General features: G+C 44.3%; 17 protein-coding genes. 2 read left to right on the top strand and 15 right to left on the bottom strand.

Translation table 11 applies throughout. The features are described from left to right. Position 1 precedes the first annotated feature (1 nt). The 4 genes from V6W81_RS14580 to V6W81_RS14565 form a co-directional block, all read right to left on the bottom strand. Entirely contained in the window at positions 2 to 880 is an 879-nt protein-coding gene (locus V6W81_RS14580; protein ID WP_338543897.1) for a metal ABC transporter permease, read from the bottom strand. Further along, positions 826 to 1533: a metal ABC transporter ATP-binding protein gene (locus tag V6W81_RS14575; RefSeq protein WP_056691393.1), complete on the bottom strand. Its 708-nt coding sequence runs from the start codon at positions 1531 to 1533 to the stop codon at positions 826 to 828. Before V6W81_RS14575 ends, V6W81_RS14580 begins: the two co-directional genes overlap by 55 nt. Positions 1534 to 1582: 49 nt before the next feature. Continuing rightward, on the bottom strand, positions 1583 to 1732 hold the full coding sequence (gene rpmG, locus V6W81_RS14570; protein WP_036613813.1) for a 50S ribosomal protein L33: 150 nt from the start codon (positions 1730 to 1732) through the stop codon (positions 1583 to 1585). A gap of 78 nt (positions 1733 to 1810) precedes the next feature. Then, on the bottom strand, positions 1811 to 3016 hold the full coding sequence (locus tag V6W81_RS14565; protein WP_338543896.1) for a GTP-binding protein: 1206 nt from the start codon (positions 3014 to 3016) through the stop codon (positions 1811 to 1813). 270 nt (positions 3017 to 3286) lie between these two features. Between V6W81_RS14565 and V6W81_RS14560 the strand changes: the two genes are divergently transcribed. After that, entirely contained in the window at positions 3287 to 4327 is a 1041-nt protein-coding gene (locus tag V6W81_RS14560) for a permease (RefSeq protein WP_338543895.1), read from the top strand. Between the two features lie 47 nt (positions 4328 to 4374). Continuing rightward, positions 4375 to 5358: a TIGR03943 family putative permease subunit gene (locus V6W81_RS14555; protein WP_338543894.1), complete on the top strand. Its 984-nt coding sequence runs from the start codon at positions 4375 to 4377 to the stop codon at positions 5356 to 5358. A 98-nt stretch (positions 5359 to 5456) separates the two neighbouring features. Here V6W81_RS14555 and V6W81_RS14550 read toward each other — a convergent pair whose 3' ends face one another. The 11 genes from V6W81_RS14550 to V6W81_RS14500 all read right to left on the bottom strand — a co-directional run bounded on the left by V6W81_RS14550 (position 5457) and on the right by V6W81_RS14500 (position 18147). Then, complete coding sequence (locus tag V6W81_RS14550) at positions 5457 to 6665, bottom strand: hypothetical protein (RefSeq protein ID WP_338543893.1); 1209 nt, start codon at positions 6663 to 6665, stop codon at positions 5457 to 5459. Between the two features lie 280 nt (positions 6666 to 6945). After that, positions 6946 to 8247 carry a pyrimidine-nucleoside phosphorylase gene (locus tag V6W81_RS14545; RefSeq protein WP_338543892.1) on the bottom strand — a complete coding sequence of 434 codons (1302 nt, stop codon included), beginning with the start codon at positions 8245 to 8247 and terminating at the stop codon, positions 6946 to 6948. 677 nt (positions 8248 to 8924) lie between these two features. After that, a complete protein-coding gene (deoD, locus tag V6W81_RS14540) occupies positions 8925 to 9632 on the bottom strand; it encodes a purine-nucleoside phosphorylase (RefSeq protein WP_056691414.1) in 708 nt (235 codons plus the stop codon). A gap of 176 nt (positions 9633 to 9808) precedes the next feature. Continuing rightward, a complete protein-coding gene (gene deoB / locus V6W81_RS14535) occupies positions 9809 to 10987 on the bottom strand; it encodes a phosphopentomutase (RefSeq protein WP_338543891.1) in 1179 nt (392 codons plus the stop codon). 29 nt (positions 10988 to 11016) lie between these two features. Continuing rightward, positions 11017 to 12207, bottom strand: a complete 1191-nt coding sequence (locus V6W81_RS14530; RefSeq protein WP_056691420.1) for a NupC/NupG family nucleoside CNT transporter — start codon at positions 12205 to 12207, stop codon at positions 11017 to 11019. A gap of 279 nt (positions 12208 to 12486) precedes the next feature. Further along, a complete protein-coding gene (gene deoC / locus V6W81_RS14525; RefSeq protein ID WP_338543890.1) occupies positions 12487 to 13161 on the bottom strand; it encodes a deoxyribose-phosphate aldolase in 675 nt (224 codons plus the stop codon). 217 nt (positions 13162 to 13378) lie between these two features. Continuing rightward, the gene (locus V6W81_RS14520; protein WP_056692531.1) at positions 13379 to 14317 is read right to left on the bottom strand and encodes a sugar-binding transcriptional regulator; all 939 of its coding nucleotides are present in this window, start codon (positions 14315 to 14317) and stop codon (positions 13379 to 13381) included. 235 nt (positions 14318 to 14552) lie between these two features. After that, on the bottom strand, positions 14553 to 14903 hold the full coding sequence (locus tag V6W81_RS14515) for a hypothetical protein (RefSeq protein ID WP_145047707.1): 351 nt from the start codon (positions 14901 to 14903) through the stop codon (positions 14553 to 14555). Between the two features lie 90 nt (positions 14904 to 14993). Continuing rightward, positions 14994 to 15887, bottom strand: coding sequence for an NAD-dependent epimerase/dehydratase family protein (locus tag V6W81_RS14510; protein ID WP_338543889.1), 894 nt, complete (start codon positions 15885 to 15887; stop codon positions 14994 to 14996). Positions 15888 to 15906: 19 nt separating this feature from the next. Beyond that, positions 15907 to 16890 (bottom strand): Gfo/Idh/MocA family protein, encoded by a 984-nt coding sequence (locus tag V6W81_RS14505; RefSeq protein WP_310140392.1) that lies wholly within the window; start codon positions 16888 to 16890, stop codon positions 15907 to 15909. A 150-nt stretch (positions 16891 to 17040) separates the two neighbouring features. Beyond that, positions 17041 to 18147 carry a Gfo/Idh/MocA family protein gene (locus tag V6W81_RS14500; protein WP_145047704.1) on the bottom strand — a complete coding sequence of 369 codons (1107 nt, stop codon included), beginning with the start codon at positions 18145 to 18147 and terminating at the stop codon, positions 17041 to 17043. Positions 18148 to 18293 lie beyond the last annotated feature (146 nt).

Raw genomic sequence — 18293 nt, 5'->3', positions numbered from 1 at the left:
ATTATATATTCTCCTTTGAATGGATAGATAGTATGGCTCTTTGTTGTGTTTTTGCTACGCGGTGACGTTTACGGTTATATAGTGAAACCAGCTTTTGCGCTGATATTCCAGTCAACAGAAATACCAACAGGATTAGTGCAATCGTACCTCCCGGTGGTGTGTTCAAATGATAAGAAGTTGTCAAACCGCTAAAAATTCCGATAAGTCCTGTGACCACAGCAATAACAATCGCTGTAGCAAAACTGCGTGATACTCTTAGTGCGAGTGCTGCTGGCAGCACAATGAGAGCCGATACGAGCAACACACCAACAATAGGCATGGCTGCTGCAACTGTCATTCCTGTCAGAACGGCAAATGCGAACGATAACCCTTTAACCTGAACGCCACCGATCGAGGATGTCTCTTCATCAAACGTTAAATTGTATAGTGGTCTTCGAAGAACAATGAAAAAGGCTAAACCGATAACACATACCACGACCATCATCAGTAGCTGAATATTACTGACGGCAACAATTGAACCGAACAGATAGGAACTGAAGGTTTTGGACAGATTGGTTTTCAAACTCATAAGAACAACGGCAAGTGCAAGTCCTGATGTCATAATAATAGCGACAGGAACTTCACTATAGGTTCGATAACTTCTTCGCAATTGTTCAACCAGTAATGCACCAATGACCGCAACGGCGAAGCCACTGATGACTGGATTCAGATTCATAACCGAACCAAGCGCCACGCCTGCTAGCGACACGTGGGATAATGTATCAGCCATTAACACCTGTCTTCGAAGCATGAGGTAGACCCCCAGGATGGGAGCAATGACGCCAATTAATCCACCTGCCCAAAAGGCACGCTGCATGAATTCGTACTCAAACACTGCCATTCCTCACTTTCTTGACGCTCCAACGTGATCGTTCGATCTAATCGGTTGCCCATCTCTTCTAGACCATGTGTAACCATAATGATCGTCAGACCGTGAACATCTGCGTAGTGGCGCATCAAGTCATAGAAGCCTTCCCGACTGCGTCGATCCATCCCCGTTGTCGGCTCATCTAACACAAGTACTTGCGGCTGTCCTGCCAGAGCTCTTGCAATACAGATACGCTGCTTCTGTCCTCCGGACAGTTCGCCTACTCGCGTATTCCTGTATTCCCACATGCCTACTTCGCGAAGACTACGCTCCACAATGGCTTCCTGTTCGGTGGTAAACCTACGAAATAATCCAAGCTTGCGATAACATCCTGATCGGACCAATTCAATCACGGTGCTGGGGAAACCGCTATTGAATGAAGCCACCTGCTGAGGCACATAACCAATCTCTAACTTTTTACCGCGGATATTCTGTATGTTCATATGTACCGAACCGCTCCAGGGCTTAAGCAGCCCTAGCAGCAATTTCAGCATGGTTGTCTTCGCAGAACCATTGGGGCCAGTGATGCCTACGAATTCTCCCACATGAATATCTAATGACAGTTGATCAATGACAGGCTCTTTACCATATCCAAATACGACATCACGCATGGAGGATAGTATCATGTCTCTTCCTCTTTTCGTAATTATTACGATTTAAAAACGACAAAAAAAATTATCGTGTTTCCCGGTGAATCGTCATCTTCTTCAAACGTGGTGAATACTTCTTCATCTCAAGGCGCTCGGGATGGTTACGTTTATTCTTCGTGGTTGTATAGTTGCGATCTCCGCACTCGGTGCAGGCTAATGTAACAATGACTCTCATGGTTGTTGCCTCCTCTTATCTAATCGTAATATTTACTATTTAATGATACTAGCCTATGCTTTTTCTTTTGTCAACTCTTTAGCTTCTATTCCACTGTGGAAAAGGATCCTTCAGCTCTCTCCAATTCATATGCATCTCTTCTTCAGTTAGAAGTGTCTCATCGAGCGTACGCTCAATCTCTGCCCGATTCATATCAATGCCGATAAATACAAGTTTGATTACACGGTCTCCCCACTCATCATCCCAGTCTGGAATTGCTGGTAGTGTGTCGCCAAAATGCAATTGCCGCTCTTCTTCGCTCATCGCTCCTACCCATATTCCTGCTGGCGAGAGCTGCTTCGATGTGCCTGCATGACTGAAAGAGATCGCCATATGGTTACGTGTAGCCATCCACATCAAGCCTTTGGAACGCACAATCGATTCAGGCCACTTGGCAATCCAGCGAAGTAAGCGTTCTGGGTGAAATGGGCGTTTACGATGATATACAAAAGAATGAATGCCATACTCCTCTGTCTCTGGCGTATGTTCTTCTTTCATCAGTTCACGAATCCAACCGGCAGACTGACTTGCTTTTTCAAAATCAAATCGCCCTGTGTTCATTATCTCTCGCGGATCGATCTGACCATGTGTCGTCCGAATCAATTTGGCTTCCGGTTGCATCGCATGTAGTGCTTTTTCAAGCTTAGACAGCTCTTCCTCCGTAGCCAGATCACATTTGTTGAGGATGAGCACATCACAGAATTCTACCTGATCTGTTAGGAGATGTACGATTCCACGCACGTCGTCCTCGCCTGCTTCTTGTCCACGATCCTTTAGCGTCTCCTTAGAGTAAAAGTCACGCCAGAACTGAGCTGCGTCCACCACCGTTACCATCGTATCCAGACGAGTAAATTGAGTGAGATCAATTCCAAGCTCCTCATCAATATACGTAAACGTCTGGGCAACAGGTACAGGCTCACCTATGCCCGTAGATTCGATCAATATGTAGTCAAAGGAACCATCCAGTGCAAGTCGTTCTACCTCTTTCAGCAGATCCTCCCTCAATGTGCAGCAGATGCAGCCATTAGACATCTCGACTAGCTTCTCATCTATACGGGATAATCCACCGCCATCCCGAATTAAGCCAGCATCGATGTTAACCTCACTAAGGTCATTTACGATGACCGCTACACGCATGCCTTCGCGATTATGCAGTATGTGATTGAGCAACGTTGTCTTACCTGCGCCCAAATATCCGCTTAAGACGGTTACGGGCACCTTTTCTTTTATTTTTTGATCCGACATCTCAACTTCCTCCAATCAAATGGGTTCGTTACATTGCACACGTAATCCTTCTAATCCATGAAGTGTACCTTGATGAACCTTTTGTTAATCGTAATAATTACGATTAAGGACTTACAGAAATATAACGTATTTGTGTATAGCTTGTCAACTCTATGGAGATCTCGTCTTCATTAATCGTAAAAATGTTGATTAGAGTTAACAAATGATGTATGTACCTGAACGTACAAGCATATATTCTAGCAAAGTCTCAGTTGTGGAGGTCTGTTTGTAATGAAGATGGCAGCCAATGTGAAGCTCTTAACGTTCCTTATCCCATGTGCCTTTCTTGTTCCTGTACTTATTACACTGGCTCCTGATCTGAGAGCTGCTTGGAATAGCGAAGCTTTGCAAAATATGAAAACCATTTTCGTCAGTATTTTCTTAGAGGCAGCCCCTTTTCTGCTAATGGGGGTACTACTATCCTCACTGATGCAATGGTTTGTCTCTGAAGAAATGGTGCGTAAACTTACACCCAAAAACCCGATTGGCGGAGTGCTCGTTGCTGGTCTATTGGGCATTATCTTTCCCATCTGTGAGTGCGGTATGATCCCTGTCGTGCGGCGACTGATGCATAAAGGCATGCCGGCTTATATCGCGGTTACCTTTATTCTGAGTGGGCCAGTGGTCAACCCCATTGTATTTACAGCTACGTTACTTGCTTTTCCCTCGCATCCCGAGATTACAATTGCACGTATGGGGCTTGCATTCGCTGTAGCAGCTTCCGTGGGTGGTCTAGTATATGTGTTCGTTCATCGGAACCCGCTCCGTACGCCAAAAGCAGCCATTACCGATGTGAAGACACATCCCGGTTTTAAGATGGCACAACCACACTCACACGCACACGGCAGTGCCCATCATCATAATCATGTTAAAAATTGGCGTAGCTTCTTCATTCATGCTGGGGACGAGTTCGTGGATATGAGCAAATACTTAGTGATTGGTGCCTTGATTACTGCCTGTATCCAGACCTTTATTAGCCGAAGTGATCTGATCTCCCTTGGTAACGGGCCTGTTGCTTCCTATGTCTTCATGATGGGCTTTGCCTATGTATTATCCTTGTGCTCCACATCCGATGCCTTTGTGGCCTCGGCGTTCTCACATACGTTCGCACTGGGTCCGTTAGTTTCCTTCCTTGTACTCGGCCCAATGCTTGATTTCAAAAGTACTTTAATGCTGCTCTCTACCTTCCGTACTCGCTTTGTTATTGGACTTAGCCTAGCCATCATTACACTTGTCTTCGCCGGATCATGGTTAATTAATATGCTGGCATGAACCTGATTGTATGTGAAGGATCAATCAATAAAAGAGGTGACGACAAGATGAATAATCCGGGTCATATGATGACGAGAAATATGTTCCCGAAGTCAAGTAACGTCCAATGGCATAGTCTAATTCGTGCCAGTTGGATGGGTGGCATTGCTTTCTATATTTTTCACCTGAATTCAACGGATTCTCTTCATTATTACTTGGCACCCACGATGCAGAAACTACTGTTATGCTGTCCGATTCCCTTTTTATTTATTGCCATCATTATGGCGTGGCATGGTCTTTTCAGTAGAAGTGAGGTACATTGCGATTGTGAACACCCACCCCCTGCGGGATATGTCCGTAGTTCGGTCGTATACGGCTTAATTGCCCTTCCATTAATATTCGGCTTCTTGCTGCCAGATCAGGCTTTGGGTAGCTCTATGGCAAGTCAGAAGGGAATGTCGCTCACCTATGCGCCTCCGGAGATTCGGCGAAAGGAGCCTTTGCCTGATGCCGCAGCAAAACTGAACGTGCAAGATCTGAGCCAACAACAGCCAACGGTTACGACGGCATCCACAGCTGACGTTCAATTTATTCCTCCAGATGAGTATAGTAGAGAATTTGCCGATTTAGCCGAAAAATTATATGTAGAGCCGGTCATCCAGGTCTATCCTGAGGTTTTCTCCGAAACGCTTGGGACGATCGACATGTTTCAGCGTCAATTCGCAGGCAGAGAAATCTCGTTAACGGGATTCGTATATCGTGACGAAAGTATGGAGCATGAATCTCATTTTGCATTAGGCCGATTCCTTGTGATGTGCTGTCCAGCGGATGCTGCGCCATTTGGCGTGATGATTCACATTGAAAACGCAAATACCTTCCCAACGGATAGTTGGGTACAAATTAACGGTACAATTGGTTCTGCCCAAGTCGATGGCAAAGACACCATTGAGATACGGGCTACACAGGTTACTCCCGTGTCTGAGCCATCCACTCCATACATTTACACAAGTGCAGATTCTGTATTGGCGTATGAGAAACGGAATGGAAATTAACGGAACGGTCACTTCAGGTTTGAACGTTAACATGAACGGTAAATACGAAATGCAAAAAACACACTATACGTTAATAGTGTGTTTTGTTCTGTACATCTTTATTGAGAGAAGCTCTTTAACCAACCATTCCAGGCTTGCGTGTTGGCAGGCTTTCCAGAATCGTTTAACTTCATATACTCCAAAAGCTGATCCAAACTATTGGATTGATTATCCCGATATTCTTGGATAAATTGCAGCATGGCTTTGTATACAATCAGATCTAGAGGAGAGTATGTGATCGTATCATTAGAGCTTCCATCACCACTGCCGTTTCCACCATTATCAACTGGTGCTTCAGAAGGTACACGAGTTACAGTATCCGCATCAGTGAACGTACCTGTATCTCCAATGTATGTAGGGTAACTAATGGCGATCTCTCCTGTGAGACTATTGCCCACTCGACCAATGTTTGGTTTCTCGAGTGTTGTAATTATACCTTGACCATTCACAATTCCTTTCAGAGCAGGAATCGTAATTCTGGTTGGGAAGTTGCTAGGCACAGCTAAAGGATTATACTGAATGCTCTGCCCGGTGCTGTTATCTACGAAAATAGGCATGACTGTCTGGTAAGTCGATGTTATATCTAATTCTTTGACTGCTGATCTATAAGCTGCAAATGCATTGGGAAATTCCTGTGTTGTAAGAGCGCTTGGCCAAATCGTCCGATGAGGATATGTGCTTAACTGTATCTTCCCGTACATGTCTGCATGTACACTATATACATAGTGGGTCACGCCACTCATAAACGTACCAAGATCATATTTAGTTTCTCCTGGCCGATTGGTCGTTTTTACGGAAGAAGGGACAATAACTGAATTAATTGTAGCTACCTTTTCTACTGTATGGCTTGCATCATTAATCCGCGCACCTGCACCAAAGTATTCATTCCATTTGTTCACCAGATACATTTGGGCATCCGATGACCATTGTAGACTGTACTTTCTATTCGTTCCCCATAAATCATTGTAACCCTCAATGGAAGACGTAATCTCAGATTTCGTCGTTGCATCGGCATCTTGCCATGCTTGTTGTCCGAAGTGATGCACCTGCTCCATAATACTAGGATCTATATTCGTTGCATTCTCCGCAGCTGCCAGAAGCACGGTTCCACCCCATTGCATGATTGCGCCCGCTTCCAGTTCCCCTGGGGCAAAATTAGAACTTGCTGCTTCAGCCTTGAATTGCACTGTTGATGCGAATAATAGAATCATGATACTTAATACAATACTTGATCTTTTAACAAACTTTTGCTGAGATTTGCTAAACAACGTAAACTCCTCCTACTCGTATGTACTTCATGAAACTCTACACATTTAAAACCTCAGGAACATTTGGATCTTGTTATCTAGCCTACTTCTTCCCTCCTTAAAAGGTAAAATATAACTCTAATATTATCTCAAATCCTGATGTTTACGTAAATAAAAATTACATAGCGGAAGTCAGATGAAGGAATTCTTATTCTGTAAAAGAAACAACCCCCGCACCTATGTCATACATAGATTCGGGGGTTACAGGTTCAAACGCATACTCGGCTGAATGAGTTTTAAACTATTCGGTTACGATATCATGCACCAATACAGGGGCATCCGCTTTATCTGCAATCGTAATATTTTCTTTAATCTTCGCGATTACATCTGCCACATCTTTACGATTAGCGTGGATCGTTACGAGTGATTCGCCTGCTTTGACAGGGTCACCCACTTTTTTGTTCAGCATCAGACCAACAGCAAGATCGATCTCTGACTCTTTGGTTGCACGACCCGCACCAAGCAGCATCGCAGCTGTACCAATCTCATCCGCAACAATTCCAGATACGAAACCGTCTTGATCTGCAGGTACTTCAATAAGGTATTGAGCTTGTGGCAATCGATCTGGATGATCCACGACAGAAGCATCTCCGCCTTGATTGGCCAAGAAATGTTTGAATTTCTCCAGTGCTTTACCGTTCTGGATTACTTCTTTCAACTTCTCTTCAGCTTGCTCAAGGGAGTCTGCTTTGCCAGCGAGGAATACCATTTGGCGTCCAAGTGCCAAACATAGCTCTTCCAGATCTTTAGGCCCTTTGCCTTGCAAAGTAAGAATGGCTTCTTTTACTTCAAGTGCATTACCAATAGCCAGACCCAGCGGTTGGGACATGTCGGAGATCACGGCCATCGTTTTACGTCCAACATTGTTACCAATGCTCACCATCGCATGTGCGAGTTCTTTGGCATCTTCTGCTGTTTTCATGAATGCACCAGCACCCGTTTTCACATCCAATACGATGGCATCCGCACCTGCAGCGATTTTCTTACTCATAATGGAGCTTGCGATCAGTGGAATGGAGTTAACGGTAGCTGTTACGTCACGCAAAGCATATAGCTTCTTATCCGCAGGCGTAAGGTTACCACTTTGTCCGATTACCGCTACCTTGTGCTCGTTAACGAGTCGAATGAACTCTTCTTTGTCAAGCTCCACGTGAAAACCAGCAACGGATTCAAGTTTATCTGTCGTTCCACCTGTGTGACCAAGTCCACGACCGGACATTTTGGCAACGGGCACATCAAGCGCTGCTACGAGCGGCGCCAGTACAAGCGTAGTTGTATCGCCGACGCCACCTGTGGAGTGCTTGTCTACTTTGATGCCTTCAATGGCTGACAGGTCAATCGTTTCACCCGAATTCACCATCGACATCGTCAGATCAGCACGTTCTTTGTCCGTCATGTCGTTAAAAAATACAGCCATTGCCCATGCACTAACTTGATAGTCAGGAATCTCTCCTTGTGTATATCCTTGAACGACGAAGTCGATCTCTTCTGTAGTTAATTCTTTTCCGTCACGTTTCTTGGCAATAATGTCTACCATTCTCATGATGTTCTCTCCTTGTGTATATTGATTTTACAGAACACTTTGTGCGGGGTTCGTTCCGGCAATGGATCGTTCTTTCGATCGCTGTTGTCTTCACATTTCTCTGAATCACCTCTAATGAGGTTGAAATGTGAAGACAAAGGCGAACGCTTCGCTTCTACAGAATCGATTCCATTGCCTCCACTCCGTGCTCCAAACAAAAGTTTCAATAAAATCAATTTATTTTTAGTGCAGTAAACCTTTATCGGAGTTCGTTCCGGCAATGGATCGTTCTTTCGATCGCTGTTGTCTTCACATTTCTCTGAATCACCTCTTATGAGGTTGAAATGTGAAGACAAAGGCGAGCGCTTCGCTTCTACAGAATCGATTCCATTGCCTCCACTCCGTGCTCCAAACAAAAGTTTCGATAAAATCAAATTATTTTTTGTACAGTAAACCTTAGAGCAAAGTTCGTTCTGACCATAGAACGTTCAACGTTTTTTCGATCAGTGTTGTCTTCATATTTCTTGAATCACCTCTTATGAGGTTGAAATGTGAAGACAAAGGCGAACGCTCGCTTCTACAGAATCGATTCCATTGCCTCCACTCCGAGCTTCGAACCAAAGTTTTGATAAAATCAAATTATTATTTTTGGTACAGTAAACATGTTGTGCAGTATGCGTACTGGCAATGGATTTCTTTTACAAAGTAATTGCTGTGTCGAGAGCAACAACCATCATGTCATTGAACGTTTTTTGGCGCTCTTCTGCTGAGGTTTCTTCGCCTGTGAGCAAGTGGTCGCTTACAGTTAGGATCGTTAGTGCGTTAACACCAAACTTGGCAGCAATCGTGTACAATGCTGTTGTTTCCATTTCTACGCCAAGCACGCCATGTTTCATCAATTTTTCCGTTACGGAACGATCATCGCGATAGAAAGAATCGGAACTGAAGACGTTACCGACATGAATCTTCATCCCTTTAGCTGTAGCACGGTCATATGCTTCTTTGAGCAATGAGAACGTTGCGATTGGTGAGAAATCATATCCACCGAATACGTGTTTATTCATACTGGAATCTGTGCATGCTGCTTGTGCAAGGATAACGTCACGTACACGCACATGTTCCTGCATTCCGCCGCAAGTTCCTACACGAATCAAGTTTTTCACACCATATTCGCTAATCAATTCATTCGCATAGATGGCGAAGGACGGAATCCCCATCCCTGAGCCTTGCACCGAAATGCGGTGCCCTTGATATGTACCTGTGAAGCCGAGCATACCGCGAACCTCGTTGTAACACACAACGTCTTCTAGATATGTGTCAGCAATGTATTTTGCGCGCAATGGATCTCCTGGCAAAAGAATCGTTTCAGCAATATCTCCAGGTTTTGCTCCAATATGTGTACTCATAGAATAATCTCCTCCAATGTGTTATATACGTCCGTCTATATAATGGACGAGGAACCGGAGTAACTGTCCCTTACCCCGATCCCTGACCATGGTTTGCACTTCAAAGTCATGCGTTTGTCGAATTCTCGACCAAGTTAGAATCATTTCATAGATCCGTTAGTGCAACCTCTACGTACTTACTTCAGATCTTTCAAGAAGCTTGTACCATACTCAGGCATTTTCACACCAAAGTTCTCCGCTACGCTTGCACCAAGGTCTGCAAAGGTACTGCGTAGGTCAAGCTGTTTCCCCTCACTGAAACGTGGGGAGTATGCCAGCAATGGTACATATTCACGCGTGTGGTCTGTACCACGGTATGTTGGATCGTTACCATGGTCGGCTGTAATCAGCAGCAGATCGTCGTTTGTCATTTTTGCAAAGATCTCTGGAAGACGTGCATCATAATCTTCAAGGGCCTGTGCATACCCTTGTGGATCACGACGGTGACCATATAGCGCATCGAAATCTACCAGATTCAAGAAGCTCAGACCCGTGAACTCCTCGTCCATCGTTTCGGACAACTTGTCCATTCCATCCATATTAGAGACGGTACGAACAGATTTGGTTACACCCTCACCATCATAGATATCTGCGATTTTACCAAGAGCGATAACATCAAACCCGCCATCTTTCAACTCATTCATTACGGTACGACCAAATGGTTTGAGCGCATAGTCATGACGGTTCGCTGTCCGTTTCCAGTCACCTTCTTCACCTACGAAAGGACGTGCAATAATACGACCCAGCATGTACGGATCTTCCAGCGTGATTTCACGGCAGAACTCACAGATCTCATACAGTTCCTTCAAAGGAACGACATCTTCGTGCGCTGCAATTTGCAGTACCGAGTCTGCCGACGTGTATACGATCAGTGCGCCCGTTTCAACATGCTCAGCACCTAATTCATCCAGAATTTCCGTGCCGCTCGCAGGTTTGTTGCCAATCACTTTACGACCTGTTTTTTCTTCAATGCGCTGAATCAGCTCATCCGGGAACCCATTTTCAAACACACGGAAAGGTGTATCAATATACAAGCCCATGATCTCCCAGTGACCTGTCATGGTATCCTTACCTTTGGATGCTTCCTGCATTTTGGTGTAATACGCTTTAGGCGCAGCCGCTACAGGAATACCCTCGATTTCTTTGATGTTAGATAGTCCAAGACTCGCCATATGTGGCATCTTCAGACCTCCGCGTTCACGTGCAATGTGACCGAACGTATCTACATCAAAATCATCAAAATCTGCTGCATCCGGCGCTTCGCCGATTCCTACAGAATCCATAACGATTAGATGTACTCTTTTGAATGTTGACATGAATGAAGCACTCCTTCCAATAATCCAGCTTACAAGTACAGTCCAGTGATGATCGCAGACAGCACGCTGACAAGCGATGCACCATAAAGCAGCTTCAGACCGAAGCGGGCCACCACATTACCTTGTTTCTCATGAAGTCCTTTAACCGCACCGGCAATAATACCGATGGAAGAGAAATTGGCGAACGATACGAGGAAGACAGACACGATTCCGGTAGTTCTCTCGGACAATGCTGTCTGACTACTAAGGCTAAGCATTGCGACGAATTCATTGGATACCATTTTCGTTGCCATAATACTTCCCGCTTGAATCGCCTCTTTCCAAGGGATCCCCATAACAAAGGCAAAGGGTGCAAACACATAACCGAGCAGTTCCTGGAATGAAATACCGAGCACCGCACTGAAAATACCATTAATTAAGGCGATTAACGCGACAAAACCGATGAGCATCGCAGCAACCACTATGGCTACCTTGAATCCATCTAGAATGTACTCACCTAGCATTTCGAAGAACGATTGCTTCTCCTCTTCCTGAACCTCCAATATATCTTCTTCCGGTGTAACCTGATAAGGGTTCACAATAGAAGCAATGATAAAACCGCCAAATAAGTTGAGCACTAATGCCGTCACTACATATTTCGGATCAATCATCGTCATATAGGCACCGACAATGGACATCGATACCGTGGACATCGCTGAGGCACATAAAGTATACAGCCGATGTTTCGGCAGTAACCCAATTTGTTTTTTTACGGATATGAACACTTCAGATTGCCCTAGAATAGCCGAAGCAACCGCGTTATATGATTCCAGTTTGCCCATTCCGTTGATTTTGCTTAATACCAGACCAATATATTTTATAACAAAAGGCAAGATTCGGATATACTGTAATATCCCAATCAAGGCAGAGATGACCACAATCGGCATGAGCACGGTCAAAAAGAACGGACCACTTCCACCATCTGCTCCAATGGTTACTAAGTCACCGAATACAAACGCGATTCCCTCATTCGCATAATCCAACAATGCCTTAAAAGCAGTAGAGAATTTACCGACGAGAAACGTACCCGCCGCTGTATTTAGCAAGAAGTATGCCAGTATAATCTGTAAAACAATCATTACCGCAAGCGGTCGGTATCGAATCTGTTTCTTCCCGTTGCTGGCGATATAAGCCAGCCCAAAAACAACAAGTAAGCCGAGTATGGCGATTAGAAATTTCATGTAATCTCTCCTTTGAAGGTAGTTAAGCCAGTTGTGCAATCAGCTCAAAGGTTTCTGTTCATGGATTGTAATGAAAATGAAATAAATTTTCCGAAAAAAGAATAAAGCGCTTTCAATACATCACTATGAATTGCTGTATTTTATGTGTCCTGTCCATCTAACCCGCATAAGCTTGTAAAAACAATGATATGCGGGCATTCAAGACAAGCTCAATTCGTTTACATCACTTCGTTAAACTGTAATACAGATAACATACAACGAAATGAGATTCCGTTTTGATTAATACGAAGCAGTAGATTGTCCACCTTGCATGATTTTAACGCCAGAGCTTGCGCCAATTCGTGTTGCGCCTGCTTCGATCATTTTTTGCATGTCTTCGAGGCTACGAACACCACCCGACGCCTTCACGCCTACATCTGGACCTACCGTACGACGCATCAAAGCGATATCCTCAGGCGTTGCTCCACCAGTAGAGAATCCAGTTGATGTTTTGACGAAGTCAGCTCCAGCTCTTACAGCTGCTTCACATGCACGGACTTTTTCATCATCAGTCAACAGGCAAGTTTCGATAATAACTTTGACCAAAGCTTTACCTGCGGCCGCTTCAACCACTGCACGAATATCTTGCTCAACGTAATCGTCTTTATCGTCTTTCAATGCGCTAATGTTAATGACCATATCCACTTCTGTTGCACCTTTAGCAATGGCATCTGTCGTTTCGAATGCTTTTGTTTCAGAAGTAGAAGCTCCCAAAGGGAAACCAATAACAGTACAGATATCAACGCCTGTACCTTTTAATTGTTCAGCAGCATAAGCAACCCAACCTGGATTCACACATACGGATGCAAATTGATATTGTTTTGCTTCTTCTGTCAGTTTAACCATCTCGCTCTGTGTAGCGTCTGCACGAAGCAAAGTGTGGTCGATCATTTTAGCTAATTGTGGTGTAGTCATTCATATCTCTCCCTTTATATAAACGATGTATTCTATATCCTACACTAACATGAACATATGTAATAATCAAACTGAACTTTTGTTCACGATGTGCGAATGAAGCACTACTGAGTTATAACTAATTCTTGTACTTACCCAATTACTGCACATCTTAGCTTTCGCTCTACACAGCAAAACATCCGCCATGAGAACATGGCAGATGTTGTCACTCTTCCAATTAGAGACGCAGCAAAGCTTGGGCTGTGTACTGATCCGTAACTAGAATGTTTGCATACTGGCCTTGGAGTGCGGCATGAATTGCTTCAATTTTGCGTTGGCCACCTGCGACAAGAATGGATTTCTCCTTATTTTTGAGCTCAGACAGGTCGATACCTACTGTTCTGCTATTGATCTCTTCACTGATTAATTGGCCTTCACTATCAAAGAAACGAGAGCAAATATCACCCGCTCCTGTATGTATCAACAGTTGCTGCTCCTCTTCACTGAAGTAACCGAGTTTGAACAAAAGTGCATCTTCCTTCACTGTGCCCACCGTAAAAATGGCGATATTCGCTTGCCGGCCAAGCTCTACAATTCTACCGATATGTCGATCAGCTTCCACCATGTTCTTCACTTCGATAGAATCAAAGATCACAGGTAGGGGCAGATATCGAGGCACAGTATGGAAAGCTTCCGCAAATAGATGTACGATATCAGCTGCATAGGTATTCACATGCGAGTGACTGACGCCTCCCTTTAACTGAACAACCTCTACGCCCTTCACCTGTTTAGGACGAAGCTGGCGAGCGACAGCATGCATCGTTGTTCCCCACGTTACACCAATAATATCCGCATCTTGAACAGTGTCCTGAAGATAATCAGCAGCTCTCTTGCTGATCTGCTTCTGGATTTCATCATCGCTCTTCAGAGGTGCGAAACATACTAGCGCTGTTTCGAGATCATATTTAGCTTTTAATTCCCCAGCAATAATATCGATATCCTCTAAAGGATCCATAATCTCAATCCGGACATAACCCCGGTCTTTGGCATACTGCAATAGTCGAGATACGGTCGGACGTGATACACCGAGCCTGACCGCAATATCCTGTTGGCTATAATCAGACTGATAATACAATTTGGCTGCTTCTATACTTAGTCGCTGTTTCTCCAGATCTATTCCCATGTGTGCTCAACCCACTCATCTTCGTTATCGTTAGAAACCATACGTATCTTGTATATCTTATACATACATTATCAAAATAACCCTAAGCGAACAACTAATAACCGTTCAGTAATCCATTTCATGCTTCTACACAACTTCAATCAATATAAAAGCCCACTTGCATATCTCCATAGAAGGAAGCAAGTGGGCTCACGTATATTATTTTTATTTTATTATGAAAATGAAGTGATTATGATTGACCGGATTTAGACCTGCTCATCGTCTCAAGCTTGCGCGTAATCGCAGTACGATCCACTTTCAGTCCCCAGATCGACTCGATAATCTGTTCTTTATCCTCAGCATCCTCTGCATGCTTTAACTGGATTAACAACGCGTGCATCTGCTCATTTATATCTTCAAACTGCATCCATAGATCATGTCTTACTTCCATAGAATCCAGATGGCGATTAGCTTCGACTTCTTCTTTCAATGCAGCTAGAATGGATTGTTCCCATTCCATATCCCCTAATTGCTTAGCCATATTCAGGAGATCCAGATAATCGTCAACAAGAAGCGAGTTCAATTCAGCATGTGTTTTCATCGTTTATTGCATCCCCTTTTCTTCTGTTTACCAAGTATTATACTCGGTATTTCAGGATATGCAATAGGCGGTGAAAAAAGAAGGATGTAATTAACTCTCAGATTGTAGAGCCAGAGCCACTTCACGAACGAGACCAGGAAACCAGTCCATCAATGATTCAAACGTATAACCTGCTTGTTCAGCCTTATCTGTACTCATCGTCCACGATTCACTTATGCCAAAAGGTGACATATCTTCCTTACCTGTCTCAGATAGAATCTGGGACTGCATCCCCGTTACGGATTCAATTAGCTTCATCATTTCTGATAATTTAATCGCTCCTTGTGAGCCAGCATTAACCGGCCCAGTAATGGAAGTATGTCCAAGCCAGGCGAGGAATCTAGCCGCTTCCGTGGAATTAATGAATCCAATCTCGGCTTCCGGATTCGGCATGCCAATCGGTTTTCCCTTTTGCACATGTTCAATATGAAAATGCAGTCGTCTTGTATAATCATCAATCCCTAACACAATCGGAATTCGCATGGCAACAACCGGAAACTCGGCTTCTTGGAAAAATACAGCCTCAGCAAGACGTTTGCCTTCCCCATAAGAAAACTGTTCATGATTCCCATATTGCAGCGGGTAAGTGTATGGATCAAAGTCATCCTCTGTAAATCCCGGTTTAGGATCACCGTACACAGAGAGTGTAGATGTTAGAACATATCTTTTGGTTCGACCAGCGAATGCTTCACATGCCGATTTGGCAGCATTGGGTGAAAAACAAATATTGTCATACACCACATCCCACTGGTCTGTTTGAGCAACCTTTGCCAAAGATTGTGGATCTTCCCGATCCATCTTAATCCGGTTCACTTCACTTCCGAAATCCACACGCGTTTTGCCCCGAGTTGCCACTGTGATCTGTGATTTACCTTCCCACAGCAAGTGATCCACCAGACGTTTGCCGAAGAAGCGTGTGCCCCCAAGAATTAATACCTTTTGCATCCGGTAACCCTCCTTCTACCTATTTATCATTTGGGAAAACAAGTCCGATTTGTTTCCGGATTTGATCCATAACTAACATGGTTTCATAGGAACGTTCATATGTGTTCATTTCCGATTCTAGTTTACCCGCTTCAACGAGGTTTACGAACTCTTGAACTTCGTAGAACATCGTTGGATAATTTTGCTCTGCTTCTAGTTTTTCCACCGTACCATCATTGTATCGAATCTCGGCATGTTCGGGCGATCCAATTTTATCAATTAAAATACTGCCGAGTTCACCCATAATCTCAGTAGGCACATGTGAATTAGAGATTTTGGAATAGGTTACAACCGCGTCCATCTCATCATAATTCAGAATAACACTCCCTTGACCATCCACGCCAGATGCCAACATATACGCCTGGGATTGGACTTGATTAGGGGCACCAAACAGCGTAATCAATGGATATAGACAATATACGCCCAGATCCATAAGTGCGCCATTAGCTAGCTCCGGCTTAAATGCATTTAGCACAATGCCCTCCTTATACTTGTCATAGCGTGAAGAGTACTGGGAGTATCCTGCGATATACTTGCGAACAGGTCCAATTTTATGAAGGTTCGACTGAACCGTTTTGAATGCCGGTACTAGTGTTGATTTCATCGCTTCCATTAACAGAACCCCGGATTCACGAGCAGCCTCCACTAATCGGCGAACTTCTTCACTATTTGCAGCTAGCGGTTTCTCGCACAATACATGCTTCTTATTTCTCAGAAACAACTCAGCCTGCTCCGCATGATATGTATTAGGCGTTGCGATATATACGGCATCGATCTCATCACTCGCTGCCATCTCTTCGAGATTCGTGAATCGGTGTGCAGCCTTATATTGATCTGCAAATGCATCTGCTTTCTCAGCACTTCGAGAGTATACAGCAGTCAGTGTGAAGCCCTCCACCTGTGCTGCGGCCTCAAGTAGTCTTTCTGTAATCCAGTTGGTGCCTACGACTCCGAAACGTACCATGCTTACCTACCTCTTTCATTTCTATATTATTGTCCATTGTAGCTTAAATTTCGTTCAGAATGAAGTCACCCTGCTTAACCGCAACGAACAGGAACAGCCTGGAATCCTTTATACAAGGACACCAGGCTGTAATTATTAACATAAGTAAACTTATTGATCAAGCGTGTAGAGAGGAAGATTCTCCGGCAGTGGAGCCGGACGCTGACAAGTGCTTTTCATTTGATAGAATGTCTGGTCATCCGACGAATCATGGAATGCCCACATGGCTTCTAAAACATGGTACGCAAGCTCGCCGCTCGCTCGATGTGCCCGGCCACTATGCGCTGCATATGCCATATCCGCGACACCAATTCCGCGTGTGTTTTCCTGGTATCCTGGCAGTAGAGGTACCTCAGTCCATTCTTGCTCTCCAAGAAGTCTATAACGAACCGGACCTCCGAAGGTATTAGGGTCAGGTACTTGTAATGTACCATGCGTTCCATAGATCTCAATTGGAGGCAGCACACTGCCCCCAAACACATCGAAGCTTGTAATGAGTGTACCTATGGCGCCCTGTTCGAACTGCAGCAAGCCTGTTACATGTGTTGGAATCTCAACAGGAATGGTTTGTCCTCGCTTTTTCTCACTCGTAATTGTCCGTTCGTTCATTGCTTTACCCGTCATACCAGCAATAGTTGAGATCGGACCCAGAAGTTGCACCAGTGCTGTGAGATAGTACGGTCCCATATCAAACATCGGCCCGCCACCTGATGCATAATAGAACTCAGGATCCGGATGCCAGTGCTCGTGACCTCTGCCCATCATGAAAGCTGTTGCTGAAACAGGTTTGCCAATCACACCGTCTTCAACTAATTTAAGGGCAGTTTGAATACCTGATCCGAAGAAAGTTTCGGGTGCACAGCCCACCAACAATCCTTTTCTTTTGGCTGTCTCTAGTACGGCAAGACCTTCTTCACGAGTAACCGCAAGTGGTTTCTCCACATATACATGTTTGCCCGCTTCCAGTGCTTGCAGACACACATTCGCATGAACGGAAGGAATAGTCAGGTTGATAATCAGTTCAATCTCAGGATCTGCCAGTATTTCTTCTACCGTATACACTTTGGGAACTTGATAAGCTGCTGCTTGTTCCTCAGCTCGCTTCTGATCTAGATCTGCAACTGCCACGAGTTCAAGCACGTCAAACCGATGACAATTCTCCATATAAATGCCGCTGATTTTACCACAGCCAATAATGCCAACTTTCATAACGCTCATACTTGGGCTCCTTTCGCCATCGAACAGAAATGTGGCAACATAAAATTATGTTTTTATATGATTATTCTGATACGTAAACGCTTAAAATGGTTGATACACGTTAGTTATAACCCAGCATGTTAGTGGGTCTACTATTGTCCCTTAAT

Origin of the sequence: Paenibacillus tundrae, from assembly GCF_036884255.1 — a bacterium.
Classification (GTDB): domain Bacteria; phylum Bacillota; class Bacilli; order Paenibacillales; family Paenibacillaceae; genus Paenibacillus.
Note: the sequence above shows the minus strand (reverse complement) of the source record. Positions and strands in the feature narration are given on the sequence as shown.